The organism is Roseisalinus antarcticus, from assembly GCF_900172355.1.
GTDB lineage: Bacteria > Pseudomonadota > Alphaproteobacteria > Rhodobacterales > Rhodobacteraceae > Oceanicola > Oceanicola antarcticus_A.
The window spans coordinates 1-21,911 of the sequence record NZ_FWFZ01000004.1 but is presented as its reverse complement, the minus strand read 5'-3'; the positions used below and the strand labels follow the sequence as shown (position 1 = coordinate 21,911).

General features: G+C 65.4%; 24 protein-coding genes and 1 tRNA gene. 10 read left to right on the top strand and 15 right to left on the bottom strand.

Annotated elements, in window-relative coordinates; genetic code table 11:
* Positions 1–40 precede the first annotated feature (40 nt).
* A complete protein-coding gene (locus ROA7023_RS05155; protein ID WP_085877953.1) occupies positions 41–1,663 on the bottom strand; it encodes a PAS-domain containing protein in 1,623 nt (540 codons plus the stop codon).
* 96 nt (positions 1,664–1,759) lie between these two features.
* Positions 1,760–3,148 (bottom strand): sensor histidine kinase RegB, encoded by a 1,389-nt coding sequence (regB, locus tag ROA7023_RS05150; RefSeq protein ID WP_085877952.1) that lies wholly within the window; start codon positions 3,146–3,148, stop codon positions 1,760–1,762.
* A 76-nt stretch (positions 3,149–3,224) separates the two neighbouring features.
* Here regB and ROA7023_RS05145 point away from each other — a divergent pair, with 76 nt between their 5' ends.
* Positions 3,225–3,845, top strand: coding sequence for an SCO family protein (locus ROA7023_RS05145; protein ID WP_085878151.1), 621 nt, complete (start codon positions 3,225–3,227; stop codon positions 3,843–3,845).
* 72 nt (positions 3,846–3,917) lie between these two features.
* Positions 3,918–4,469, top strand: a complete 552-nt coding sequence (locus ROA7023_RS05140; RefSeq protein ID WP_085877951.1) for an ActR/PrrA/RegA family redox response regulator transcription factor — start codon at positions 3,918–3,920, stop codon at positions 4,467–4,469.
* A gap of 101 nt (positions 4,470–4,570) precedes the next feature.
* Here ROA7023_RS05140 and ROA7023_RS05135 read toward each other — a convergent pair whose 3' ends face one another.
* Positions 4,571–5,446 (bottom strand): LysR family transcriptional regulator, encoded by an 876-nt coding sequence (locus ROA7023_RS05135; RefSeq protein ID WP_085877950.1) that lies wholly within the window; start codon positions 5,444–5,446, stop codon positions 4,571–4,573.
* A 101-nt stretch (positions 5,447–5,547) separates the two neighbouring features.
* Here ROA7023_RS05135 and ROA7023_RS24360 point away from each other — a divergent pair, with 101 nt between their 5' ends.
* Positions 5,548–5,952, top strand: a complete 405-nt coding sequence (locus tag ROA7023_RS24360) for a hypothetical protein (RefSeq protein ID WP_159458446.1) — start codon at positions 5,548–5,550, stop codon at positions 5,950–5,952.
* Between the two features lie 73 nt (positions 5,953–6,025).
* On the opposite strand, the gene ROA7023_RS05130 is transcribed toward ROA7023_RS24360, so the two are convergent.
* On the bottom strand, positions 6,026–6,616 hold the full coding sequence (locus tag ROA7023_RS05130) for an HD domain-containing protein (RefSeq protein WP_085878150.1): 591 nt from the start codon (positions 6,614–6,616) through the stop codon (positions 6,026–6,028).
* Positions 6,617–6,789: 173 nt separating this feature from the next.
* Between ROA7023_RS05130 and ROA7023_RS05125 the strand changes: the two genes are divergently transcribed.
* From ROA7023_RS05125 to ROA7023_RS05115, 3 genes are all read left to right on the top strand, one after another.
* Positions 6,790–7,005, top strand: a complete 216-nt coding sequence (locus ROA7023_RS05125) for a hypothetical protein (RefSeq protein WP_143535449.1) — start codon at positions 6,790–6,792, stop codon at positions 7,003–7,005.
* Between the two features lie 171 nt (positions 7,006–7,176).
* Entirely contained in the window at positions 7,177–8,565 is a 1,389-nt protein-coding gene (ahcY, locus tag ROA7023_RS05120) for an adenosylhomocysteinase (protein ID WP_085877948.1), read from the top strand.
* A 164-nt stretch (positions 8,566–8,729) separates the two neighbouring features.
* The gene (locus ROA7023_RS05115; protein ID WP_085877947.1) at positions 8,730–9,071 is read left to right on the top strand and encodes a DUF2853 family protein; all 342 of its coding nucleotides are present in this window, start codon (positions 8,730–8,732) and stop codon (positions 9,069–9,071) included.
* A 213-nt stretch (positions 9,072–9,284) separates the two neighbouring features.
* Here ROA7023_RS05115 and ROA7023_RS05110 read toward each other — a convergent pair whose 3' ends face one another.
* From ROA7023_RS05110 to tsaD, 4 genes are read right to left on the bottom strand one after another with little or no spacing between them, the layout of a single operon-like run.
* Positions 9,285–9,680 (bottom strand): DUF1761 domain-containing protein, encoded by a 396-nt coding sequence (locus ROA7023_RS05110; RefSeq protein ID WP_085877946.1) that lies wholly within the window; start codon positions 9,678–9,680, stop codon positions 9,285–9,287.
* 34 nt (positions 9,681–9,714) lie between these two features.
* Positions 9,715–10,137, bottom strand: a complete 423-nt coding sequence (locus ROA7023_RS05105) for an EVE domain-containing protein (protein ID WP_085877945.1) — start codon at positions 10,135–10,137, stop codon at positions 9,715–9,717.
* Complete coding sequence (locus tag ROA7023_RS05100; RefSeq protein ID WP_085877944.1) at positions 10,137–11,093, bottom strand: NAD(P)H-dependent glycerol-3-phosphate dehydrogenase; 957 nt, start codon at positions 11,091–11,093, stop codon at positions 10,137–10,139. The genes ROA7023_RS05105 and ROA7023_RS05100 overlap by 1 nt, the downstream gene beginning before the upstream one ends.
* Positions 11,090–12,172, bottom strand: coding sequence for a tRNA (adenosine(37)-N6)-threonylcarbamoyltransferase complex transferase subunit TsaD (tsaD, locus tag ROA7023_RS05095; RefSeq protein WP_085877943.1), 1,083 nt, complete (start codon positions 12,170–12,172; stop codon positions 11,090–11,092). Before tsaD ends, ROA7023_RS05100 begins: the two co-directional genes overlap by 4 nt.
* Positions 12,173–12,238: 66 nt before the next feature.
* Here tsaD and ROA7023_RS05090 point away from each other — a divergent pair, with 66 nt between their 5' ends.
* The 3 genes from ROA7023_RS05090 to ROA7023_RS05080 are packed head-to-tail and all read left to right on the top strand — an operon-like array spanning position 12,239 to position 15,788.
* The gene (locus ROA7023_RS05090; RefSeq protein ID WP_085877942.1) at positions 12,239–12,964 is read left to right on the top strand and encodes a uroporphyrinogen-III synthase; all 726 of its coding nucleotides are present in this window, start codon (positions 12,239–12,241) and stop codon (positions 12,962–12,964) included.
* A gap of 54 nt (positions 12,965–13,018) precedes the next feature.
* Positions 13,019–14,332, top strand: coding sequence for a COG4223 family protein (locus tag ROA7023_RS05085; RefSeq protein ID WP_085877941.1), 1,314 nt, complete (start codon positions 13,019–13,021; stop codon positions 14,330–14,332).
* A gap of 10 nt (positions 14,333–14,342) precedes the next feature.
* Positions 14,343–15,788, top strand: coding sequence for a heme biosynthesis protein HemY (locus ROA7023_RS05080; protein ID WP_085877940.1), 1,446 nt, complete (start codon positions 14,343–14,345; stop codon positions 15,786–15,788).
* A gap of 194 nt (positions 15,789–15,982) precedes the next feature.
* On the opposite strand, the gene socB is transcribed toward ROA7023_RS05080, so the two are convergent.
* From socB to ROA7023_RS05060, 4 genes are all read right to left on the bottom strand, one after another.
* Positions 15,983–16,615 (bottom strand): type VI toxin-antitoxin system SocB family DNA replication inhibitor toxin, encoded by a 633-nt coding sequence (gene socB / locus ROA7023_RS05075; RefSeq protein ID WP_085877939.1) that lies wholly within the window; start codon positions 16,613–16,615, stop codon positions 15,983–15,985.
* 61 nt (positions 16,616–16,676) lie between these two features.
* Positions 16,677–17,225 carry a type VI toxin-antitoxin system SocA family antitoxin gene (socA, locus tag ROA7023_RS05070; protein WP_085877938.1) on the bottom strand — a complete coding sequence of 183 codons (549 nt, stop codon included), beginning with the start codon at positions 17,223–17,225 and terminating at the stop codon, positions 16,677–16,679.
* 81 nt (positions 17,226–17,306) lie between these two features.
* A tRNA-Thr gene (locus tag ROA7023_RS05065) sits at positions 17,307–17,382 on the bottom strand.
* 48 nt (positions 17,383–17,430) lie between these two features.
* Positions 17,431–17,940, bottom strand: a complete 510-nt coding sequence (locus ROA7023_RS05060) for a hypothetical protein (RefSeq protein ID WP_085877937.1) — start codon at positions 17,938–17,940, stop codon at positions 17,431–17,433.
* 230 nt (positions 17,941–18,170) lie between these two features.
* Here ROA7023_RS05060 and ROA7023_RS05055 point away from each other — a divergent pair, with 230 nt between their 5' ends.
* Positions 18,171–19,172, top strand: a complete 1,002-nt coding sequence (locus ROA7023_RS05055; protein WP_085877936.1) for a DNA cytosine methyltransferase — start codon at positions 18,171–18,173, stop codon at positions 19,170–19,172.
* Here the strand turns inward: ROA7023_RS05055 and ROA7023_RS05050 are convergent.
* The 3 genes from ROA7023_RS05050 to ROA7023_RS05040 form a co-directional block, all read right to left on the bottom strand.
* Positions 19,149–19,955 (bottom strand): hypothetical protein, encoded by an 807-nt coding sequence (locus ROA7023_RS05050; RefSeq protein WP_085877935.1) that lies wholly within the window; start codon positions 19,953–19,955, stop codon positions 19,149–19,151. The genes ROA7023_RS05055 and ROA7023_RS05050 overlap by 24 nt on opposite strands.
* A gap of 395 nt (positions 19,956–20,350) precedes the next feature.
* Positions 20,351–21,058 carry a hypothetical protein gene (locus ROA7023_RS05045; RefSeq protein WP_143535447.1) on the bottom strand — a complete coding sequence of 236 codons (708 nt, stop codon included), beginning with the start codon at positions 21,056–21,058 and terminating at the stop codon, positions 20,351–20,353.
* On the bottom strand, positions 21,055–21,729 hold the full coding sequence (locus ROA7023_RS05040) for a terminase large subunit (RefSeq protein WP_085877933.1): 675 nt from the start codon (positions 21,727–21,729) through the stop codon (positions 21,055–21,057). The genes ROA7023_RS05045 and ROA7023_RS05040 overlap by 4 nt, the downstream gene beginning before the upstream one ends.
* Between the last annotated feature and the right edge of the window lie 182 nt (positions 21,730–21,911).

Sequence of the window (21,911 nt, the reverse complement as noted above, 5' to 3'; positions counted from 1 at the left end):
TAGGCCCTGCCTGCAGCGCCGCAAGCGGAATTCGCACCCGTCAGGCGGTGGCGGCGACGGGCCGCGGCGCGGGCAGCAGCGGGCGCAGTTCGGCCTCGTCCTGGGGGTGGCTGAAGGCGACCATCGTGGCCCCTGCGGCAAGCGGTACGACGCGGAATAGCACCAGCCGGCCGTCGTCCCGGCGCACCCGGCCTGTCCAGGGCCGACGCTCCTCGCCGGAGGCGGCGCTGCTGCGGATGTCGGCCCACAGGTCGCTCGGCACACAGCTCGCCTTCCATCGCTCGATCTCGCCGCGCAGCCGGTGTTCGCGCAGGGACAGGGTCGCGCCCGCAAGGCCCCCGGCGGCGTCCGTCGCGGTCTCGTCATGCCGGGGCCAGAGCTCTTCGTAGGCGGCGTTGGCCATGGTGAGCGTGCCCGAGGGGCTGAACACCGCGATCCCCTCGTCGAGGGAATCGAACACCGCGGTCGCCGTCTCGATCTGGCTGCGGAACCGGCGGGTCAGGGACATTTCGGCGGTGATGTCTTCCATCAGGAAGGCGATGGCGCCGTCGGGATGGGGTCGCCCGGTGACGCGGTAGGTCTGCCCGCCGGGCAGCATCCAGGTCTCGCAATAGGTGCCGTCGGCGGCCTCGGCCTCCAGCGCGGCGATCTCCTCGCGCCAGTTGCGGTAGTTGCGCGGCTCGGGCAGCATCCTCTGTTCGCGCAGCCGATCGAGGAAAGAGTGGATCAGCGGCCGCGTCGCCAGAAAGTCCACGGGCAGGCCCGTAAGCTCCATCAGCGAGGGGTTGAACATGACCAGCCGTCGCTGACGGTCGAAGATCGCAAGGCCGATGGCGAGATCGGCGAAGGTCTTGGCCAGGGTCTGGACGAAGTTGCGCTGGGCCACCTCGGCCCGCACCACGGCGCCGGCATCGGCGGCAAAATGAACGGAGCCGGGACCGCGGCGGACTGTCGTGATGTCGAACCAGAGCTCTTCATCCGCCTCGGGCAGCGCGACCGGCACACGCCGTTGATCGGTGTCCCCCTGGTCGGGGGGCGCGTCGAGGGTGCCGAAGATCTGGCCCGGCGGCCAGGCCCCGGGATCTGCCGCCGCCATGCTGCCGGACAGCCGGGCGTCGAGGTCGAGGTAGGCCCTGTTGGCCCAGGTGATCTCTCCGTGGCCGTTTTGGTGCCAGATCAGCTGTGGCGAATCCTCGCCCATGGCGCGCAGCGATTCGAGCTCCTGCTCAAGCTCGGAGACGGCGAGCGCACTTATCCCAGGGGCCCGTGCGCCGATATCGCTGTGCAGGGTCAGGCGCAGGAAGCCCTCCCAGTATTCCGCTTCCACCCATTCCGGGCCGTCGTCGGCGGGGATGGTGATGATCCCCTCGCCCTCGATCGTGTCGAGCACCTGCCGCAGGTTGCCGAACCGGGCCGAGAGCGCCCGTATCAACGTCTCGCGGTCGGGCGTGTGGCCGTCGCGCCGGGGCAGCAGGGCATGTGCGGCCGGTGTCGCATCCTCCAGGTGGTCGCCGTCCAGAAGGAAGGTGATCGAACCTTCCGCCTCGCGCAGCAATTGTCGGGCGACGGAGCGGCCATACCGTGATTCGCGGTTCACCAGATAAACGGCAACTACACAGGCGAGCAGCGGTAGTCCAAGGGCGATCAGGTTCTGAACGGTCATCGCGATCCCTCATGATTGACCCTCCGACCATGGACAAGATTGGTTAATCAGCCGTTAAACCGGGATAAATCGCGCGGAAGGCCGCTGATCGCGCGGTCAGGCGACGAAGGGGCGGTTCTCGCCCAGGGCCTCGGCCTCTCCGGCCTTGCCGGCTTCGAGCGCGGCGCGCGGCCAGACGACCCGCACGATCGCCCCGCCCAGCCGCCCGCGCCGGCGGCCCGGCCCGCCGCCGTTGGCGAACGAGATCCGTGCCCCGGACCGCTCCAGCAGGGTCTTGGCGATGAAGAGGCCGAGACCCATGCCCTCGTATCCCGGGCGGCGGCCGCGATTCTCGCCGCCGCGCCTGCGGCCTACGAACGGATCGCCGATCCGGCCGATCAGCTGCGGTGGAAATCCCGCGCCGTCGTCGGCGATGCGGACCTTCACCTCGTCCTGGGACCAGGTGAGATGGACGCTGACCTCGCCATGGGCGAAATCCACCGCGTTCTGAACCAGGTTGCGCAGCCCGTGGATGACCTCGGGACGCCGGAAGATGATGGGCTGTCCCGTGCCGGTGCCGGATTCGGGGTGGGCCTCGATCACGATGGTCTTGCCGCGATTGGCGTGGGGTTCGGCCGCCTCGCGCACGACGACCTCCAGCGGGGCGCGCTTCAGGTGCATGTCGTCCTTCCCCGCCCGGCCCATGGAGCGCAGGATGTCGCGGCAGCGGTCGGCCTGCTGGCGGATCAGCCGGGCGTCGTCCTGAAGCTCGGGCATGCCGTCGAGCTCTTCGGTCAGTTCGGAGGAGACCAGGGTGATCGTGGCCAGCGGGGTGCCGAGTTCATGCGCCGCCGCGGCCACGACGCCGCCCAGATCGGTCAGCTTCTGCTCGCGGGCCAGGGCCAGCTGCGTCGCCAGCAACGCGTCGCCCATGATGTGCATCTCGTTGGTGACCTGCCGCGCGTAGAGCGCGAGAAACACCGCGCCGATCACAAGGCTGAGCCAGAAGCCGAAGTTGAAGAGGTCGGGCAGCACCAGGACCGTGTTGTCGGCCGAGCGCAGGGGCAGGTAGAATTGCGTGAGCGCGGTGACGATCGCGATGGCCAGCCCGCCCAGCGCGAGGGTGGAGCGCAGGTGCAGCACGGTGGCCGAAATCGTCACCGGCGCGAGCATCAGCAGCGCGAAGGGGTTGTTCAGCCCGCCGGTCAGATACAGCAGCAGCCCCAGCTGCAGGATGTCGAACACCATCATCAGCGTGGCCTGACGCTCCGACAGGCGCTGGTTCTCGGGAAAGACGAAGGTCGAGAACAGGTTGGCGAGGACCGAGGCGCCGATGGTCATGGCCGCGAGACCGACCTCGACCCGGAGCCCGAAGGCCTCGGCCGCGACGATCAGCGCGATGGTCTGCCCGGCGATGGCAATCCAGCGCAGGACGACCAGGGTGCGCAGGCGCACCCAGTTCGACCGCTCATGGTCGCGGAACATTTCGAATTCGGTCACGTCCATGTGCGGCAATTGCTCCTTTTGCACCCGGGCAGGACAAGGGTATGTCTCGCGGCGAACCGGATCAATGGAGGCCCGCATGGGGAAGAGACACATCGTTCTTGGAACGGCTGCCGTGGCGCTGCTGGCGCTGGGCGGCGCCTGGGGTTGGATGGCCTGGTCGGAGCGGTCGGCCTCCTTGGGCGATTGCACCGTGGGCCGGGTCGCCGGCGGCGCCATCGGCGGGCCCTTCGAGCTGGTCGACGAGACCGGCGAGACGGTGACCAGCGAAGAGATCATCACCGAGCCGACGCTGGTCTATTTCGGCTATACCTTCTGCCCCGACGTCTGTCCGCTGGACGCGATGCGCAACGGGCAGGCCATCGACATCCTGACCTCGCGCGGGGTCGAGGCGAGATCCGTCTTCATCTCGGTGGACCCCAGGCGGGACACGCCCGAGGTGGTGGACGCATTCACCGACAATTTCCACGAGGAGATGATCGGGCTGACCGGCACGCCCGAGCAGGTCGACGCGGCGGCGAAGGCCTACCGCGTTAGCTACGAGGTGCCGGCGGACCCCGAGGACGACTTCTACCTGGTGAGCCACACGGTGCTGACCTACCTGATGCTGCCCGAGCGGGGCTTCGTAGATTTCTTCCGCCGGGACGCCACCCCCGAACAGGTGGCCGACACGGTGCAATGCGTGGCCGAGGCGGTCTGAGCGCGGTCCGAATTGACCGGGGGCATGGTGCAAACTAGTTAGTTCACCAGATGGGGCCGAGGATGAACGCCGGTGGACGCAAACGTATTGGAACTTGGGGACGACAAATCCCTGCTTTTGGTCGATGACGACGAGCCGTTTCTGCGGCGCCTCGCGAAAGCCATGGAGAAGCGCGGGTTCTCGGTCGAGACCGCCGAGACCGTGGCCGGCGGCCGGGCGATCGCCACGGCGCGGCCGCCCGCCTATGCGGTGATCGACCTGCGGCTGGAGGACGGCAACGGGCTCGACGTGGTCGAGGCGCTGCGCGAGCGCCGGCCGGACAGCCGGATCGTCGTGCTGACCGGCTATGGCGCCATTGCGACGGCCGTGGCCGCGGTGAAGATGGGCGCGACGGATTACCTGTCGAAGCCGGCCGACGCCACCGACGTGACCAACGCGCTGCTGGCCGGGACCGATGCCCTGCCGCCGCCGCCCGAGAACCCGATGTCCGCGGACCGGGTCCGGTGGGAGCATATCCAGCGGGTCTACGAGCTTTGCGACCGGAACGTGTCGGAGACCGCGCGGCGGCTGAGCATGCATCGCCGGACCCTGCAGCGGATCCTCGCCAAGCGCAGCCCCCGCTGATTTCCAAGAATCTGCGCGCCTGTTCGGGACCTGCCCGGCTTGTTTGGCCGGGCTGCCTCCGGCGGGGATATTGCGAGGCAATGAAGACCTGAGGCCGCGAGTCAGGTTCGGGCCTCGTCCTTCAACCAGCTAATGAAGATATCCCGCGCCGGCAGCAGCGTGCCGGGCCGTGTCACCACGTGATAGGCCAGTGCGCTGCCTTCCTCGGCGCAGAGCTTCAGCAGCGTGCCGGCCGCGACCTCGTCGGCGACGATCGGAGCGGGCAGGATGGCGATGCCGAGCCCGGCCTTGGCGGCCTCCCGGGTGAGCTGCGCGGTGTCGAAGGTCAGCACCCGTTCGCTGTCGAGATCGAGGCCGTTGGCCCGGGCCCAGAGCCGTTCCTCGCTGCGGATCGTGTCGACCAGCCAGGTCTCTCCGGTCAGCTCCGACAGGTTGTCGGGGGAGAGGTGGCCGTAGCGGCCCGGTGCGCCGACCGCGACGTGCCCGGCGGGGACCAGCGGCATGCTGTCGACGCCGGACCAGGGGCCGCGGCCGTAGCGGATCGCGATGTCCATGCCCTCTGCCCGCAGGTCGACGAGCCTGTTGGAGGGGATCAGCTCCAGCGGGACATCCGGGTGCCGGGCCCAGAACCGGCCGATTCGGGGCATCAGCCAGTTGGCCGCGAAGGAGGGTGTCAGCGCCACCCGCAGGGCGCGGGCGCTGCCCCGGTCGAGCAGGTCGCGGGTGGCGGTGCCGATCAGGCCGAAGGCTTCGCCGAGCGCATGGGCCAGCGGCTGGCCCTCGGGGGTGAGCGTCATCGCGTTGCCCGAGCGCCGCATCAGGGGCTGCGAGAAGTGATCCTCCAGCGCGCGGACATGCTGCGCCACGGCGGCATGGGTTACGTTCAGATCCCGCGCGGCGGCCGAAAAGCTGCCGTGGCGGGCCGCGGCCTCGAACGCGCGGAGAGCCTTGAGCGAGGGGATGTCGCGCCAGTTCATGCTGTAAGTCGACCTAACATGTTGCAAGTCTTCCTGACTCGCCCCGTCGATGCAAGTGTCATAGCTATGGGACAACGAAACGAACGCGGGAGGATTGGCCCATGACGGAGAGACTGGACGCGCGGAACGCCGGCATGACCCCTCCGGCATCGATGGAAAGCCTGTGTCCGTTGACCCGGACCGATGTCATCCATCGCGCGGACGCCGATTTGCGACATATCAGGGCCGGCGGACGACACCGGCACCCCCATTGCACCGGGCACCGGGCACCGGGCGTTCGGCGGATGCCGACTCCTCGGCCTGTAACACTGACATGCAACACTGACTTGAAAGATGACCACATCATGATGGGCATTTTCTCGGACACGTTCCGCACCGCAACCCGCACCGAAGCGACCCCGCAGACCCGGACCCCCGGTGGGCGGGCGCCGGTTTCCACCAGCAAGGCGACGGGCGCGGAGATCGGCCGACTGCGCCGGGCCATGATCCGGGCCGGCCTGCTCTGAACCAGATCCCGGGGGAGGGGGCGCCGCCCCCTTTTCCCCGGGTGCCGAGAGCCGGGGGCGGCGGCCCCCGGGCCTAGAGCGCTGCCATCAACGCCGCGTGGCGGCCGGTATAGTCGGCGCGTACCTGGAGCGGCGGGCGCAGGCGGATCCGGCAGGATTCGATCAATGCAGTCTCGGGCCGGCCGAAGAAACGGGTCGCCTCCGCCTCCGAGAATCCGGCGATGCGGGTCGCCTCGAGCCAGGCGGAGACCTTGTCCGCCCGCTTGATCTGCCGCTTGACCGTTTTCGGCACCTCCGACGGCAGGCCGAAGCGCAGGTGGATCGCCGCCATCAGACGATCGTCGAGTGCGCCGTAGCCGGGCCCGACGGCGGCCTTCACCGGCGAGATCATGTCGCCGATCACGTATTCCGGCGCATCGTGCAGCAGCGCGGCCAGCCGCCATTTCACCGGGGCGCCGGGCACCTGGCGGCCGAAGATCTCTTCGACCAGCAGGGAATGTTCCGCGACGGAATAGGCGTAATCGCCCTGAGTCTGGCCGTTCCAGCGGGCGACGAAGGCGAGGCCATGGGCGATGTCCTCGATCTCTATGTCCACCGGCGTCGGGTCCAGCAGGTCGAGCCTGCGGCCCGAGAGCATCCTTTGCCAGGCGCGTGGCTGCTTCATGTCGATCAACTCCGAGGCAAACCGCCCAACTGATGTGCATTCTTGCGCTTGCGGTCCGATGTGAGCGCCAACAGGCGCCCGCGTGACCGGATCCTGCGTTTATTCACCACATGTCGAGGGAGGCCAAGCAACCAGCGGGCCGCCGGCCCGCCCCAGACCCCGGGGAGACGAGAATGGCAACCAGGACGATGATGACGGCCGCGGCCATGGGGCTGGCCCTGTCCACTCCGGCCCTTGCGCAGAACAACCTCTGTCTTCCGCGCGAGGTGCTGGTGAGCCCCCTGGCCGAAAGCTACTCCGAAGAGCTTCCGGGGCGGGGCATGCGACAGGAGTCGAGCATCTTCGAAGTGTTCAGAAACGAGGACGGCGGCAGCTGGACGATCCTGTAGACCTTTCCGAACGGCGTGTCCTGCGTGATGGCGGCGGGCGAGGTCTGGCTCGACGACGGGGCCGAGGGTCTGCAGCCCGCCGGGGTCGAGGGCTGACAGTGATTGTTGTTCTGGTAGGGCCATCCTGCTAAGGCCCGTCGCAACCAGAGATACAGTGTCAGGAGCGCCGGAATGGCAAAGGATTACATCGTCAAGGACATCGCCCTTGCGGGCTACGGCCGCAAGGAGCTCGACATCGCCGAAACGGAGATGCCGGGGCTGATGGCGCTGCGCGAGGAATACGGCGAGAGCAAGCCGCTGAAAGGCGCCCGGATCGTCGGCTCGCTGCACATGACGATCCAGACCGCCGCGCTGATCGAGACGCTGGTCGCGCTGGGCGCCGACGTCCGCTGGGCGTCGTGCAACATCTTCTCCACCCAGGATCACGCGGCGGCGGTGATCGCCGACGCCGGCATCCCGGTCTTCGCGATCAAGGGCCAGTCGCTGGCCGAGCATTGGGACTACCTCGACCGCTCGTTCCAGTTCACGGACGGGCCGAACATGATCCTCGACGATGGCGGCGACGCGACGCTCTACGTTCTTTTCGGGGCGCGGATGGAGGCGGGCGAAGACATGATCTCTGTCCCGACGTCGGAAGAGGAAGAGGTCATCAAGGCCCAGATCAAGAAGCGGATGGCCGAAAGCCCGGGCTGGTTCACCAGGATGCGCGACCAGATCAAGGGCGTGTCCGAGGAGACGACGACCGGCGTGCATCGCCTGTATGAGCTTGTGCGCGATGGTCAGCTGCCGTTCCCCGCGATCAACGTCAACGACAGCGTGACCAAGTCGAAGTTCGACAACAAGTACGGCTGCAAGGAAAGCCTGGTCGACGGGATCCGCCGCGCCACCGACACGATGATGGCCGGCAAGGTCGCGGTGGTCTGCGGCTATGGCGATGTGGGCAAGGGATCGGCGGCCTCGCTGCGCGGCGCGGGCGCTCGCGTCAAGGTGACCGAGGTCGATCCGATCTGTGCGCTTCAGGCGGCGATGGACGGGTTCGAGGTCGTGGTGCTGGAGGACGTGATCGACACGGCCGACATCTTCATCACCACCACCGGCAACAAGGACGTCGTCCGCATTGATCACATGCGCCAGATGAAGGACATGGCGATCGTCGGCAACATTGGCCATTTCGACAACGAGATCCAGGTGGCGGCCCTCAAGAACCACAAGTGGACCAACATCAAGGAACAGGTGGACATGATCGAGATGCCGTCCGGCAATCGCATCATCCTGCTGTCCGAAGGCCGCCTGCTGAACCTCGGCAACGCCACCGGCCACCCGTCCTTCGTGATGTCCGCGTCGTTCACCAACCAGGTGCTGGCGCAGATCGAGCTGTGGACCAAGGGCGCGGAATATTCCAACCAGGTCTACATCCTGCCCAAGCATCTCGATGAAAAGGTCGCGCGGCTGCACCTTGCTCGGATCGGTGTGAAGCTCACCGAGCTGAACCCCGAGCAGGCCGCCTATATCGGCGTCACGCCCGAAGGCCCGTTCAAGCCCGAGCACTACCGCTACTGACCCCCGTGACCCCGGTCCCGCCGCACAGTCGGGGCCGGCACCGGCGGCGCCACCCTGAACGGGGCGCCGCCGGTTTCCTTTTGACCTTCAATGTTTCGTGACACTAACATCCCGCTAGCGGGAAGGCGCCAGGGGCGCCGCACACAGGGCTGGGAGGCCAGATCATGGGCAAGAGAGACGACCTTATCCTTCAATACGCCGAGGATCTTCGGACCAAATGCGGGATGGAGCCGGACATGGACCTGCTGCGAAAGGTCACGATCGGGTGCGGCCCCTCGATCTATGATGCCGATGCCGCGACGGTCGCCGGAAGCCAGCCGAAAGAGCTCGAAACCGTCAAGAACAACTTCCTCGTCAAGAAACTGGGCCTCTCGGACGGGCCCGAGCTGATGGATGCCATCAACCAGGTGATCGAGACCTACGGCAAGTCGGAGCGGAACAAGTATCGCCCCGTGGTTTATTACATGCTGACCAAGCATTTCGGCAGAGAGTCGATCTACGGCTGAGGGTCCGAGTCAATCTGAGTCGAATACCGCGCATTTCGGGTTTGCTTTGGCGGGCCAGATCGGTGCAGCTCAAATCACCACGTCTTCCTGGATCGAGCGGATGGACCGGACGAGTGGGAAAAGGAGAAGACCTTCGGGGGTGAGCGGGGACGCTTGTGGGAAAGCGTCCCCGGACCCTCATGGCTCTCCGGCGCCGTGCCATCAAGCCAGGCCTCAGAACAGCGTCAGAACCAGCCCGACGATGGTGCATCCGAAGGTGGCATAGCCGCTGTCGATCAACGACAGCTTCATCGGGCGCATGGCGTAGCCGTTGTTCAGGACTATCCAGGGGCTGATGAAGAAGGCCCCGATGCCGAAACCCGCGACCAGGCCCTCGCCGAGTGTGTCGATGGCGGACAGCGCAAAGATGTGCCGCATCATGCCCGCGACGATCAGGATACAGACGAAGGACAGCACATAGGGCACCGGGGTGGACGCGTTGGCGGGCTGACCCTTGGCGTTCGTCGGCACGTTGGCCGCCGCCATCCAGGGCCCCGACAGCAGCCCGTACCACAGCGCCCCGAAGGCAAAGCCCGCGAAGGCTGCGACGATCACGTTCAGAAAACCCATCGGACACTCCATGTTTGAGCGTCACAATGTCGCATCAATCGGGACCTGTCTCCCCAATTTCACAGATCCTGCGCCATTCCGCCTCGGCCACGGGCTGAACGGACAGGCGCGTGTTGCGCACCAGGACCATGTCGCCCAGCGCAGCCTCGGCCTTGATCGCGTCCAGGGTGACGGGGCGGGTGAACGGCCGCACTGCCTTGATGTCCACGCAATCCCAGCGCGGGTCGTCGGTGGTGCTGTCGGGATGCGAGGCGGCGATGACCTCGACGATGCCGACCACCGATTTTTCCTTTTGCGAATGGTAGAAGAAGCCCCGGTCGCCCACCGCCATCTCGCGCATGAAATTGCGGGCCTGGTAGTTGCGGACGCCGTTCCATTCCTCGCCCGCGTCCCCGCGCGCGACCTGATCGTCCCAGCCCCAGGCCGAGGGTTCGGATTTGAAGAGCCAATAGCGCATCATTCCTCCTTGAGTGGACGCGAAAGAAGCTGGCCGAGGCCGGCGGCGACCTCGATCCGCCCGCCCACCACCTCCGCCACCAGCGTCGTGATCGGCATGTCGACCCCCTCGCGGCGGGCAAGGTGGGCGACGGCCTCGGCCGTCCTGACGCCCTCGACGGTGGCGCCGGCGTCGAACGCCTCCCCCCGCCCCAGGGCCAGGCCGAAGCGGTAGTTGCGCGACAGATCCGAGGTGCAGGTCAGCGTCAGGTCACCAAAGCCCGAAAGCCCCATGAGCGTGGCGGGATCGGCGCCCAGATGGGCGGCGAGGCGCTGCATCTCGGCGAAGCCACGGGTCATCAGGGCGGCCCGGGCGCTGGCCCCGTAGCCCTTTCCGATGCAGGCGCCGCTGGCGATGGCGATGACGTTCTTCAGCGCCCCGCCCAGTTCCGCGCCCAGCGTATCGGTGGTGCGATAGAGCCGCAGGTTGCCGGTCGTCAGGTCGCGTTGCAGCCGGTGGCCCGCCCCTTCGTCGGCGCAGGCGATGGTCAGGGCGGTGGGCAGGCCCCGGGCAATGTCGGCGGCAAAGCTCGGCCCGGTGAGGATCGCCGGGGTGGCCCCCGGCAGGATGGCGCCGATTGTGCTGGCCGCGCCCGTCAGCGTCGCAAGGTCGATGCCCTTGCAGCAGGCCACCAGCGCCTTGCCGTCGAGGGCGTCGCGGTTGGCCTCCAGGAAGCCCCGGATCGTCTGCGCGGGCATGGCGAGCAGGACGGTATCGGCAAGAGCGACGGCGGCCATCTCGGCGGTGATGTCGATGCCGGCGGGCAGCGTGACGCCTGGCAGATAGGCGGTCTCCCGGCGCTCACGCATCCGGGCCGACGCCGCCGCGTCACGCGCCCAGAGCGTGACCGGGCCGTTCGAGGCGAGCGATATGGCCAGCGCGGTCCCGAAGGCGCCGGCCCCGGCGACGGCGATCATGCCTTGGCCCCCTTCTTGCCGGAGCCGAGCAGCGCCGGCGCCCGGTCGTCCAGCGGCCAGCGCGGCCGGGCGGCGAGCGTCATCCCGTCGCGATGTCCCAGCCGCAGGCGTTCGCCCCCGGCATAGGCGATCATCGCGGCATTGTCGGTGCAAAGCGCGAGCGGCGGGGCGACGAAATGCGTCTCTGTTCCGGCGCAAAGCGTCTGCAACGCCGCGCGGATCGGGCCGTTCGCCGCGACCCCGCCGGCGACGGCGAGGGTGCGGATGGCGGGGCGCTCTGCGTCGTAGAGGGCGATGGCGCGGCGGCTCTTCTCGGCCAGGATGTCGGTGACGGCGGCCTGGAACCCGGCGCAAAGGTCGGCCCGGTCCCGTTCGGTCAGCCCGCCTTTCTCCGCGATCACCGCGTCGCGGGTCCGCAGCAGCGCGGTCTTGAGGCCGGAAAAGCTCATGTCGCACCCCGGGCGATCCAGCAGCGGTCGGGGCAGACGGAACCGCCCGGGGTCGCCCGCCCGGGCGCAACGCTCCACCTGCGGGCCGCCGGGCTGGGGCAGGGCGAGCAGGCGGGCGGTCTTGTCGAAAGCCTCGCCCGGCGCGTCGTCGATCGTGCCGCCGAGCCGGGTGAAGGCCTCGGGTCCGCGCACCAGCAGAAACTGGCAATGGCCCCCCGACACCAGCAGCAGCAGGTAGGGAAAGGGCACATCGTCGGTCAGCCGGGGCGTCAGTGCATGGCCGGCCAGGTGGTTGACCCCGATCAGCGGCTTGCCGGTCGCCGCCGCCAGGCCCTTGGCGCACATGACCCCAGCCAGCACGCCGCCGATCAGTCCGGGCCCGGCGGTGACGGCGATGGCGTCGATCGCCGACAGCGGCACGCCGGCCTCCGCCAGCGCCTGTTCGACGCCGATGTCGACCTTCTCGGCATGGGCGCGGGCGGCGATCTCGGGCACGACCCCGCCGAAGGCCGCGTGCAGGTCGGTCTGGCCCAGAACGACGTTCGACAGGATCTCGCGGCCGCGCAGCACCGCAGCGGCGGTGTCGTCGCAGCTTGATTCGATACCGAGGATCAGCGGGTCGGTCTGCATGGGGCGCGGTTGCTCTTGGGGCAGACCCGAGTAACACTCGCCCCCTGTCGCGACAATGGGTTGCCGATGACCGCCGAGCCGATCCTGCTTCTGACCCGCCCCTCCGCCGCGTCCCTGCGATTCGGCGCCGATGTCGTGGATCTTGTGGGCCGACCGGTCCCCAGGATCCTGTCGCCGCTTCTGGGCATCGTGCCGCTGGGGGTAAGCCTGCCGGCGCAGATCGGCGGGCTGGTCCTGACCTCGGCCCAGGGCGCGGAGGCGGCGGCAAGGCTCGGGGTGGCGGCCGGGACGCCAGCCTGGTGCGTCGGCGACCGGACGGCCGAGGCGGCGACCGAGGGGGGGTTTGACGCGGCCTCTGCCGGGGGCGACGCGGACGCGCTCTATGCAAGGCTCATCGGGGCCGCGCCGCCCCTGCCGCTGCTCCACCTTCGGGGCCGGCACAGCCGCGGGGACCTTGCGGCGCGGCTTACGGCCGCCGGGCTGGAGACGGTGGAACGGGTGGCCTACGACCAGATCGCCGTGCCCCCGACCCCCGAGGCGCAGGCGGCGCTCGCGGGCACGGCGCCCGTCGTCGTCCCGCTCTTTTCGCCCCGGACCGCGGAAATCTTCGCCGATGCGGGCCCGTTCGCCGCCTCGATCCACGCGATCTGCATCAGCCGGGCGGCCGCCGAGGCGCTCTCCGGACTCATCTGTGCCCAATGCGTGATCGCTGACCGGCCGGACGGCGCCGCAATGGCCGCGTTGACCTGCGCGACGCTGGTGGCGACAATGGACGGGCACGGCGCCGCTTGAGACCCTCGGTCGTGCGGGCTAGGCTGCGTCAAAGGTCCGGGCCGGGCCGAAATATTGGGAGAGGTCGCGGACGTGGCGAAGGAAGAGATACCGGAAACTGCCGGGAAACAAACCGACAAGGCGCCGCCGGAGGCCGTCGACATGACGCTGGCCGAGCCGTCCCTTGCCGAGACACCCCAGACACCGCCGGACCCCGAGCCGGCGACGACGCCTGAATCGAGCGCCCCGCCGATCCTCGACCCCGCGCCCGTAGCCAGCCCGGCACCGCCGCCCGCGTCGGCCTCTGCGCCACCGGCCAAGCGCGGCGGCTTCCTGCCGCTGGTGCTGGGCGGGGTGGTCGCCGGGGCGATCGGCTATGGCCTTGCCTTCGTGCAGGACCAACAGGGCGGGGGCGGCACCGACGTCGCCGCCGAGCTTGCCGCGCGGGACGCGACCATCGCCGAGCTGCAATCCCGTCTGTCCAACCTCGAGGGCACAACGGCCGATCTTGCCGACGGCCCCGACATCGGCCCGCTGCAATCGGAGGTGGAGGCCGCCTCGACCGCCGCGGCCGAGGCCAGTGGCAGCGTCGCGGGTCTGCGCGATGACCTCACCGCGTCGATCGACGCGCTGGGCGAAGACGTCTCGGGCTTCGAGGATCGGCTGACCAATCTCGAACAGCGCCCCGAGGCCGACGGCAGCCTGTCGACGGAGGCCATCGACGCCTATGAGCGCGAAATCGCGGGCCTGCGCGAAGAGACGGCCCAGGCGGTGGACGATCTGACCTCGCGCGTCTCGAGCGTCGAAGACGGCTTCGAAGAGCTGCGGGCGGAAATCACCGACGGTCTCGCGGCAGTGCGCGCCGAGGCCGCCGCGGTCGAGACCCAGTCAGAAGCGGCCGCGACCGCCGCCGAGGCCCGCGCGGCCCTGTCCGGCATCCGGTCCGGCGTCGAGAGCGGCGTGCCCTATGCCGACGCGATGGAGACCTTCGTGCAGATCGGCGCCGCCGAGGCGCCCGAGGTCCTGGCCGCGAATGCCGACGGCGGCGTGCCGAGCGTGGCGACCCTGCGCGCCGAGTTCCCCGACGCCGCCCGCGAGGCGCTTGCCACGGTGCGCTCGGAAAACGAGGGCGGCGGCATGGGCGGCTTCTTCCAGCGTCAGTTCAATGTCCGCTCGGTCGAGCCGCGCGAAGGCGACAGCGCCGATGCGGTCCTCTCCCGGGCCGAGGCCGCGGTGGCGGAGGGGCGTCTGCAGGACGCGCTTGCCGAGATCGAGACCCTGCCCGATGGGGCGAAAGAGGCCCTGTCCGGCTGGACCGAGGCCGCAACCACCCGTGTCGAGGCGCTGGCCGCTGTCGATACGCTCACCCAAATGCTTACGGCGAACTGAGGCGGAATAGATGCTCTGGTCCCTGATCAAAATCCTGGCCTTCGTTGCCGCCGTCATGGCGCTGACCTGGGGTGCTATCCTTCTGCTTGAGGTCCAAGCAGGCGCAACCATCACCATGGGCGGCTACGAGATCACGCTGACCGCCCTGCAGATGACCATCGCGGCCATTGTGCTGGTGGTGCTGGTCTGGCTGTTCTTCAAGCTGGTCGGCCTGCTGGTCGCGACGTTCAAGTTCCTGAACGGGGACGAGACAGCGATCTCGCGATACTTTTCACGCAGCCGCGAACGGCGGGGCTATGACGCGCTGGCGGACGGGATGCTGGCGCTGGCTTCCGGCGACGGTCAGCTTGCGCTGGTCAAGGCGGAACGGGCGAACAAGTATCTGGAACGGCCAGAGCTGACGAACCTGCTGGCCAGCCAGGCCGCCGAGATGACCGGCGACAAGCGCAAGGCGGAACAGACCTACAAGGCGCTGCTGACCGACGACCGCACCCGCTTTGTCGGGGTGCGCGGCCTGATGAAGCAGAAGCTGGAGGCCGGCGATACCGAGACCGCGCTGAAGCTGGCCGAGAAGGCCTTTGCCCTGCGGCCGCGGAACGACGAGGTGTCCGACACGCTCCTGCGGCTTCAGGCCGACGAGGAGGATTGGTCCGGTGCGCGGCTGACGCTCGGCGCCAAGCTGCGCAGCGGGTCGATGCCGCGCGACGTGCACAAGCGGCGCGACGGTGTGCTGGCCCTGTCCGAGGCGCGCGAGAAGATGGCCGAGGGCAACGAAAGCGCCGCCCGCGATGGCGCGATCGAGGCCAACCGGCTGTCGCCCGACCTGATTCCTGCAGCCGTCATGGCGGCGCGGGCGTATATCGACCAGGGCAGCCCCCGCGCCGCGGCCCGGGTCCTGAAGAAGGCCTGGGACAGCCACCCCCATCCCGACCTCGCGGCGGCCTTTGCCGAGATCAAGCCGGACGAGATCCCGACGGTGCGCCTCAAGCGGTTCCGCGAGCTGACCGGCCGGCAGGCGGACCACCCGGAATCGAAGATGCTGATGACGGAGCTTCACGTCGCCGCCGAGCAATTCCCCGAGGCGCGCCGTGCGCTGGGCGATCTGGTCGACACAGACCCGACCGCCCGTGTCTTGACCCTGATGGCGGCGATCGAGCGCGGCGAGGGCAAGGACGAGTCGGTCGTCCGCGGCTGGCTGGCCAAGGCTCTGACCGCGCCGCGCGGGCCGCAGTGGATCTGCGACAATTGCCACAACATCACCAAGGACTGGGCGCCGGTCTGCCCCAACTGCAAGAGCTTCGACACGCTCAGCTGGAAGCGCCCGCCCGAATCCGAGGTGGCCATGCCGCGCGGCACCGAGATGCTTCCGCTGATCGTCGGACGGCTGGAGGACAAGACCGTCGAGGCCGAGGATGCCGATGTCGTCGACGCCGAGGTCTCCGAGCGCGAGAGGTAGGAAAAGCGGGAAAATATCCCTTTCCCGTATGGTTTGCCGGTGCTAATAGCCCGGCGTGGCCGCTGTAGCTCAGCTGGTAGAGCACGTCATTCGTAATGAGTGCTCTACACGATCTTTTTCATAACGTCATCAAGACTTTAGGTGTTTTCGAGAATCTCGTTTTCGAGAATGTTTCGAGAATTTGCAGATGCGGCTTAGATCAGTGGCCCAGTGCCCGTCGCCCGACCACGTTCTGCACGTTCCCGCTCTTCAAGCACTTCACGCCACATCTCGTAGGTCGACGCGACCATCTTTTCGAGTTCGTCGAGCGGATGAAGATCAACACCCGTATCAGTGAACAGTCGAGCCGCACGACGGTCTCCATCAGGATCGGCAAACTTCACGATACCAAGGCGCACGTCGGCAAAGTCCTCGTCAGCCGCCCGGATGCGCTCGTGCATCATAGAGAAGGCGAAGCGCATCCCCGCAGCGTTCAGGCCGCGGGCGCGGCGAGGTTCGATGAAGACCGCATGTGCCTGCTCGTCTATTGCAAGGATCATCGGCAACCAGAATGTCACCTTGCGTCCGACTCCCATCGACAGTGGGAAGAATTCATGTTTCCGGCCCATAACGCGCCCGGATGCGGCGAAGTCATGCAAGCCACGCGCAACGCGCTTGTTGTGGACCCGCTCAATCTCGGAACGGCACCGCTTGTCCAATTCAGTTTCGATCACCGACCAAGGCGTCGGCGATGCGGACCCAAAAGCTAGACCCGGCTGGATATTGAAAATATCATCGAAGCAGGACCGCAGGGGATTATAGGAGAACGGCGGACGCCCACCTTTCATCTGCTCTAAGCTCTAGCGCTTCATGTCGTCGGGCTGAGGCGCAATCCGAGCGAGGTCGATGTCAGGTAATAGGCGTATCGTCACTTGGCGGTTCTCCTGCACGAGGACTTGCGTTGAGGGACACCTTATGGTGTTGGAATCGGTCTAGGATAACATTATCCGGTATCCGCATTCCAAAAGCAACGTCTGTTCTCGATTTGTCCACCACGAATGACCACGGCGAGTCCTTTGCATGGGAGAGGTCAACAAGCCGTCCAGCAGGCATTGGCCCGAAATGGCGCACCACATCGGAGACAAGATCGACGACCGCTATGTCGTCGGGTTTGGGCAAATCACGGGTCTGGCCTGTAAGCGGGTCTTGCTTCACCGCGCGGACTGCAATCGGTTCTGAGCCGTTCTGTTTGAACGCCCGATAGACAGCAGGGTGCACGGGACCATACTGCCACGCCTCGAAGTAGCCAGAGACAAGCGGACCTTTGCCTTTCTTGAGATGGATGCCATGAGCGAAGTAGAGCAGCTTTTGCAGAGCTAGGTTGCTGATCTTGAATCCGCGCCGATCCGCCTCATCCAGCATGAGGTTCGCTATTGCTCTTGGATCATATGCGGTCATAGCATCATTCTCGCGGCCTCATGTTCTTACTTTGTTCGCTCAATTATGCACGATGTGTGGGTGATTTGGCAAGGTAGCCAATGGTGCCCCATGACGGACTCGAACCGCCGACCTTGTCCTTACGAAGGACCTGCTCTACCAGCTGAGCTAATGGGGCTACGCGACCGTCCGTCTAACCGCAACAGACGGCCCGATCAAGCCAGATTCAGAAGGGAATCTCGTCATAATCGTCATGGATAATGAAGCTGGCCAGAGACGCGTCTCCAGCGGTCTCGCAGTTCTCCAAGTCTCCGATGAAAAACCAATCGCCACGCTTGCGGTTCAGCGACTTCGGAATGGCGCGTAGGTTCCACGGCACATGCAATCCAGAGATCACCTGTTCACCAGCCTTGTTCTTGCCGAACAGTTGAACGATGTGATCGACCTCATGCGGGATGCCGGTCGCCATGTGCATCGCCTCTGCTGCCTCGTAGATCGCGAGGATTTGCTTCTTGTCCTCTGTAGTCAACCAAGGCGGCGCGGCTTTCCCGGCACGCACCATCGCGGATTCATACGTCCGCTTCACCTTGTTGCGGTGGAAGTAACGCTGATCTTTGGTTGGTAACGCTTCAACCCACGCTTCCCAGTCGACCCTGCGCTGGGCCAGATAGGCCGCTGTCTCGCGTTCGGCCTCGGCGGCTTCATCTGCGATCCCGCAATTATTTTGATCGAGCATGTCTGCTCCTTTCTGCTGATCGGCATCGGAAATCCACAAGGAGCCGACACCGGAGGGTGGCTTCCTTTCAGACAATCAGCAGTGAGCGGATTGGGGGACAGATTCGGAACAGGCCCTGTCCAACGATCAGCCGCTTACATCGCCAGTCGGCTTGAGTCAAGACTCCGAGCGTGTCATTGTTGCGCAAGCGTGTTGACGGGAGATTCACCCTCACACTATAAGTTCCTGAAATGTTTGCGGGAGATAGTGATTTGAGCCTAACAAGCATCGACCTGTTTTGTGGGGCCGGAGGGTTGACCCTCGGGCTTGAGAACGCAGGGTTCCTGTCGGTGATGGGCCTCGATACAAACCGTGACGCGATGGCGACCTACCGAAAGGCATTTCCAGATGCTGAGGCTGTAGAGGGTTCAATCGCAGGCTATGATTTCGGACAGTGGCGCGGCGTCGATCTCGTCGCAGGCGGGCCTCCTTGTCAGCCCTTCTCGAACGGAGGAAAGCGGTTGGCGGCGAAAGACAACCGCGACATGATCCCTGAGTTCGCGCGGGCGGTGAATACCATCATGCCGCGCGCCTTCATCATGGAAAACGTCGCAGGGTTACTTGCCCCTCGCAATCGAGAATACATGGCAGAAATCCTGTCACTGTTTTCCGACCGATACACGATTCTGCCGCCACGCCTGATTAACGCGGCTGACTACGGCGTGCCGCAAAAGCGAATGAGAATTGTTCTGATTGGGTTGCTCAAAGGTAGCATCGACTTCCCAGCGCCCACGCATTTGCCCGGTCGCTATGTCACGTCTGGCTCCGTGCTGCGACGTGGCGAGACACAAGGATATTCGAACCCGTCGAAGATTGTCTATGCTCGCAGACCCGACCTGCGCCCAAGCCCCTATGCAGGGCAACTATTCAATGGCGGAGGACGCGCGATCAACCTCGATCTACCGGCACCAACAATTCTCGCATCCGCCGGTGGCAACAAGACTCACTTCATCGACGAATTGCACGCGGTGATTCCTTATCACAAGCATCTGTGGGATGGAGGCAAGCCCCGGTCTGGCGAATTGGAAGGTGGGCGACGCATAACGATTCTCGAATCCGCGATGTTGCAGACATTCCCGACTGAAATGGAATTCGCTGGGTCACGCAGTTCTCAATACACCCAAATCGGCAACGCCGTGCCTCCACGATTGGCCGAGGTGATAGGTGCGTCAGTCGCCCGTGCGCTCAACTAGGTTTGCTGCCACAAGCCGCCGCACCAGTTCGTTCACCCGCTCCGTGTCCGGCTGATACCTGTCGAGATACTCATAGAAGCGCAGCAAGGCCTCTGCCCGCTGAGGCCGCGTCAGAACCGCTGTAATCACCTCGACTGTCTGTCGCACATCGAGCACCGCCACATCCTCAGCCAGTTGGTTCAGGCGTTCACTAACGGCTGCGCGCTCACCTTCGGGTCGATTTGCGACGATGTGAAGCCGAGACAGATCGTTGTCCCGAATTGCTTTTGACGCCCCGTCGATCTTGGTTGCCCAGTTGTTGGCTGTGATCTCGAATGCCTCAATTACCCGGCTACCCGTCGCGATCTGCACGTCGCCAGCGGCAAACGAACTACGATCCGACGCGTTCAGGCTCTTTGTCTCAACTCGCACTTGGTCTGCCGCGTGACTTGCGACCATGGTGTGCAGAAGTGCTGCAAAAGCAAACTGTTCATAGGCCCCACCGGAAGGAGTGGCTAGGAGGTCGAGCAGCAGGCCGGTTGTCCGGGCAAAAGTGAGCGCGCTCCTATTCAATTCGGGCATTGGTAAGACTGGGCGGGCGGTTGCGGCAACGGCAGCGCAGGCGAAGTTCAAAGCAGCTTCCCTTTCACCTTGACTCGCGCCAGTGGCCCAGTTCAGCAGGCGGTCGAATTCTGCGACATTCCCACGCGCGAGGCGATCAGTGTTCTTCGCGATGTTTTGGTAGGCGTCTTTGACAGAAGTGATGTGTCGTTCCGACAGGAAAACACCGAGTTGCTGCGCCATACCGCGTCCCCCCTCGGGACGAAGTGTCAGGTCTAGGTTTTCATCGGCCAAGCCATAACCAAGTTGTATGAGCACACCGTCCCGGTAACTGATGCGCCGGTCGGCAAGGACGCTTTCAAGGTCCGCAACAACGTCGGGCGGTAAGCCAGCGCGTGCATCGTTTATCGCCGTTGTTCCGGCGGCTGGGTCAGCAATGAACCCGTCAACTAATTCAAAAACGCGGTCGCGCGCATCGGTGCTTGTGGTAATGCACCGACTTTATCCCGATTTCACAATGGGAAGCGAGTGCTTCGTGCATGGCAATAAGCGGGGCAGCGACACGTTGTAGCGACGCGCAGGCGTCAGCATAGGTGAAAAAGTCAGACACCACCCACAGCCTCAGCAGCGCCGCGCTGTCAGCCCCAGTAGCCTTGCAGCTTGCTGAAGGACATTGTGCGGTTTTCGAGATGTGTGGTTTTCAGGTAGGCGAGCGCAAGCGCGATTGCGCGATCAGCATGGTGGCCCTTGCCCCCGCCCGCGAGGGTCAGATTGCCAGCAGACGTCGAGGTCAACTCGAAAGACCCGATTTCACGGTCGAGCAAGCCCCGGTCGGGAAGGTCTGACGCGATGGTCAGGTCGCCAGTCTCAAGGCCGGTCGCCATATTTTCCAGAAGCACGTTCTTCGAGCAGTTGACCGTCTTGCCCTTGATGTTGATCGAAGACCCGGCGGTCATGGTGACGGCCCAGTGTTCGACACCGGCTTGCGATAGTGTGCTGCTGAATGGGCCACCGAGGCCGCTTGCGTCAATAGCGAGATCCCAATGCGGAATCTGCGTGAGGCGGTTCACAAGGAAATCCGCAATGTCCATGTAGTCGGTCATCTTGACGGTTTCATGATGGACGACCGTTCGGCTGCGATGTCCAAGACGCTGCTCAAAGCCGCGACCTGTAAACTCGGGGTAGCACTCATCCCGGATCACGACGAGGGCCGTTGGATCATTGCGACCCAGATCGACGCCAACGCTGTGCCGCAGCCAGCCTTGAACATAGGTGCCGTAGGCGGCGGGATCGGCGTTCGATGGCAGCGTTACGGTGCCGTTCTTGTGGAAGGTCATATCACTCATGTCAGGCGCAATGCTCCTACATCTGGGTTGGTTGCGCGGGCCAGCACGTCATGCCCGATCAGCGGGACACCGGAGCCGACAAACTCGCAAAGGTATTCCCGGCGGAATGTCAGGTCCGACATATCCTGACGTTCCAATTCAACGAGATCGACGAGTTCTGGGATTTCGGTGTAGAGGCCCAAAACCTTTTCGTAGTCGTTCGGCTCCGTCCACCGATCATAGAAATAGCCCTCGCGCAGGTTCGGCGTGGACACGGTGATCAGCCGCCCGGTATCTTTCTTGCGCATCGGCAGTAGTGCCGTGATGGCATCAAGGTCCATGTAAGCCGCTTCCTCAAGCACCAATAGATCAGCGGTAAAGCCCCTCGCATTGTCGGTTGCCGGGATAGAGACGATGCGCCCGCGATGGTTCGGCGCGTTCACTTCCGTCTTGAGAAAATTGACGGTGGGCGCGAAGGGGTCAGCCTCCTTGAAGTCACGCACCCGCATTAGAAACTCGATACTTTGGCGCTGCGACGGGGCAGCAACTAGGACCGTCTGCCCACGCAGAAAGGCGTCCCACGCGATGCAAGCAATGGTCGTGCTTTTGCCCGTCTGACGCGAAGCCAAGCAGAGAAGGCGCTGGGCTGTTGAGGTCAGCAGTTTCCGTTGGAACCCGCGAGGTTCGCCCATTGCCGCCCTGAACCGTTCGACCTGATCAAGCGAAACGGACACGCCGCCGAGAAAGGAGATATGGTTGAAAGTTGGTGATGGCCCCTGAGGGGCGGCATATCATGGCGGTGCTGAAGCGCCGTCAATTCTCAAAGAGAAAGGGATATGCCACATGTCGAAATCTACCGTTGTTCCATTCGAGC

What these genes read in the sequence shown, in the direction of transcription:
- ROA7023_RS05155 (WP_085877953.1), bottom strand. Translation starts at nt 1,663, where the DNA reads ATGACCGTTCAGAACCTGATCGCCCTTGGACTACCGCTGCTCGCCTGT.
- regB (WP_085877952.1), bottom strand. Translation starts at nt 3,148, where the DNA reads ATGGACGTGACCGAATTCGAAATGTTCCGCGACCATGAGCGGTCGAAC.
- ROA7023_RS05145 (WP_085878151.1), top strand. Translation starts at nt 3,225, where the DNA reads ATGGGGAAGAGACACATCGTTCTTGGAACGGCTGCCGTGGCGCTGCTG.
- ROA7023_RS05135 (WP_085877950.1), bottom strand. Translation starts at nt 5,446, where the DNA reads ATGAACTGGCGCGACATCCCCTCGCTCAAGGCTCTCCGCGCGTTCGAG.
- ROA7023_RS24360 (WP_159458446.1), top strand. Translation starts at nt 5,548, where the DNA reads ATGACGGAGAGACTGGACGCGCGGAACGCCGGCATGACCCCTCCGGCA.
- ROA7023_RS05130 (WP_085878150.1), bottom strand. Translation starts at nt 6,616, where the DNA reads ATGAAGCAGCCACGCGCCTGGCAAAGGATGCTCTCGGGCCGCAGGCTC.
- ROA7023_RS05125 (WP_143535449.1), top strand. Translation starts at nt 6,790, where the DNA reads ATGGCAACCAGGACGATGATGACGGCCGCGGCCATGGGGCTGGCCCTG.
- ahcY (WP_085877948.1), top strand. Translation starts at nt 7,177, where the DNA reads ATGGCAAAGGATTACATCGTCAAGGACATCGCCCTTGCGGGCTACGGC.
- ROA7023_RS05115 (WP_085877947.1), top strand. Translation starts at nt 8,730, where the DNA reads ATGGGCAAGAGAGACGACCTTATCCTTCAATACGCCGAGGATCTTCGG.
- ROA7023_RS05110 (WP_085877946.1), bottom strand. Translation starts at nt 9,680, where the DNA reads ATGGGTTTTCTGAACGTGATCGTCGCAGCCTTCGCGGGCTTTGCCTTC.
- ROA7023_RS05105 (WP_085877945.1), bottom strand. Translation starts at nt 10,137, where the DNA reads ATGCGCTATTGGCTCTTCAAATCCGAACCCTCGGCCTGGGGCTGGGAC.
- ROA7023_RS05100 (WP_085877944.1), bottom strand. Translation starts at nt 11,093, where the DNA reads ATGATCGCCGTCGCCGGGGCCGGCGCCTTCGGGACCGCGCTGGCCATA.
- tsaD (WP_085877943.1), bottom strand. Translation starts at nt 12,172, where the DNA reads ATGCAGACCGACCCGCTGATCCTCGGTATCGAATCAAGCTGCGACGAC.
- ROA7023_RS05090 (WP_085877942.1), top strand. Translation starts at nt 12,239, where the DNA reads ATGACCGCCGAGCCGATCCTGCTTCTGACCCGCCCCTCCGCCGCGTCC.
- ROA7023_RS05080 (WP_085877940.1), top strand. Translation starts at nt 14,343, where the DNA reads ATGCTCTGGTCCCTGATCAAAATCCTGGCCTTCGTTGCCGCCGTCATG.
- socB (WP_085877939.1), bottom strand. Translation starts at nt 16,615, where the DNA reads ATGAAAGGTGGGCGTCCGCCGTTCTCCTATAATCCCCTGCGGTCCTGC.
- socA (WP_085877938.1), bottom strand. Translation starts at nt 17,225, where the DNA reads ATGACCGCATATGATCCAAGAGCAATAGCGAACCTCATGCTGGATGAG.
- ROA7023_RS05060 (WP_085877937.1), bottom strand. Translation starts at nt 17,940, where the DNA reads ATGCTCGATCAAAATAATTGCGGGATCGCAGATGAAGCCGCCGAGGCC.
- ROA7023_RS05055 (WP_085877936.1), top strand. Translation starts at nt 18,171, where the DNA reads ATGTTTGCGGGAGATAGTGATTTGAGCCTAACAAGCATCGACCTGTTT.
- ROA7023_RS05050 (WP_085877935.1), bottom strand. Translation starts at nt 19,955, where the DNA reads ATGGCGCAGCAACTCGGTGTTTTCCTGTCGGAACGACACATCACTTCT.
- ROA7023_RS05045 (WP_143535447.1), bottom strand. Translation starts at nt 21,058, where the DNA reads ATGAGTGATATGACCTTCCACAAGAACGGCACCGTAACGCTGCCATCG.
- ROA7023_RS05040 (WP_085877933.1), bottom strand. Translation starts at nt 21,729, where the DNA reads ATGGGCGAACCTCGCGGGTTCCAACGGAAACTGCTGACCTCAACAGCC.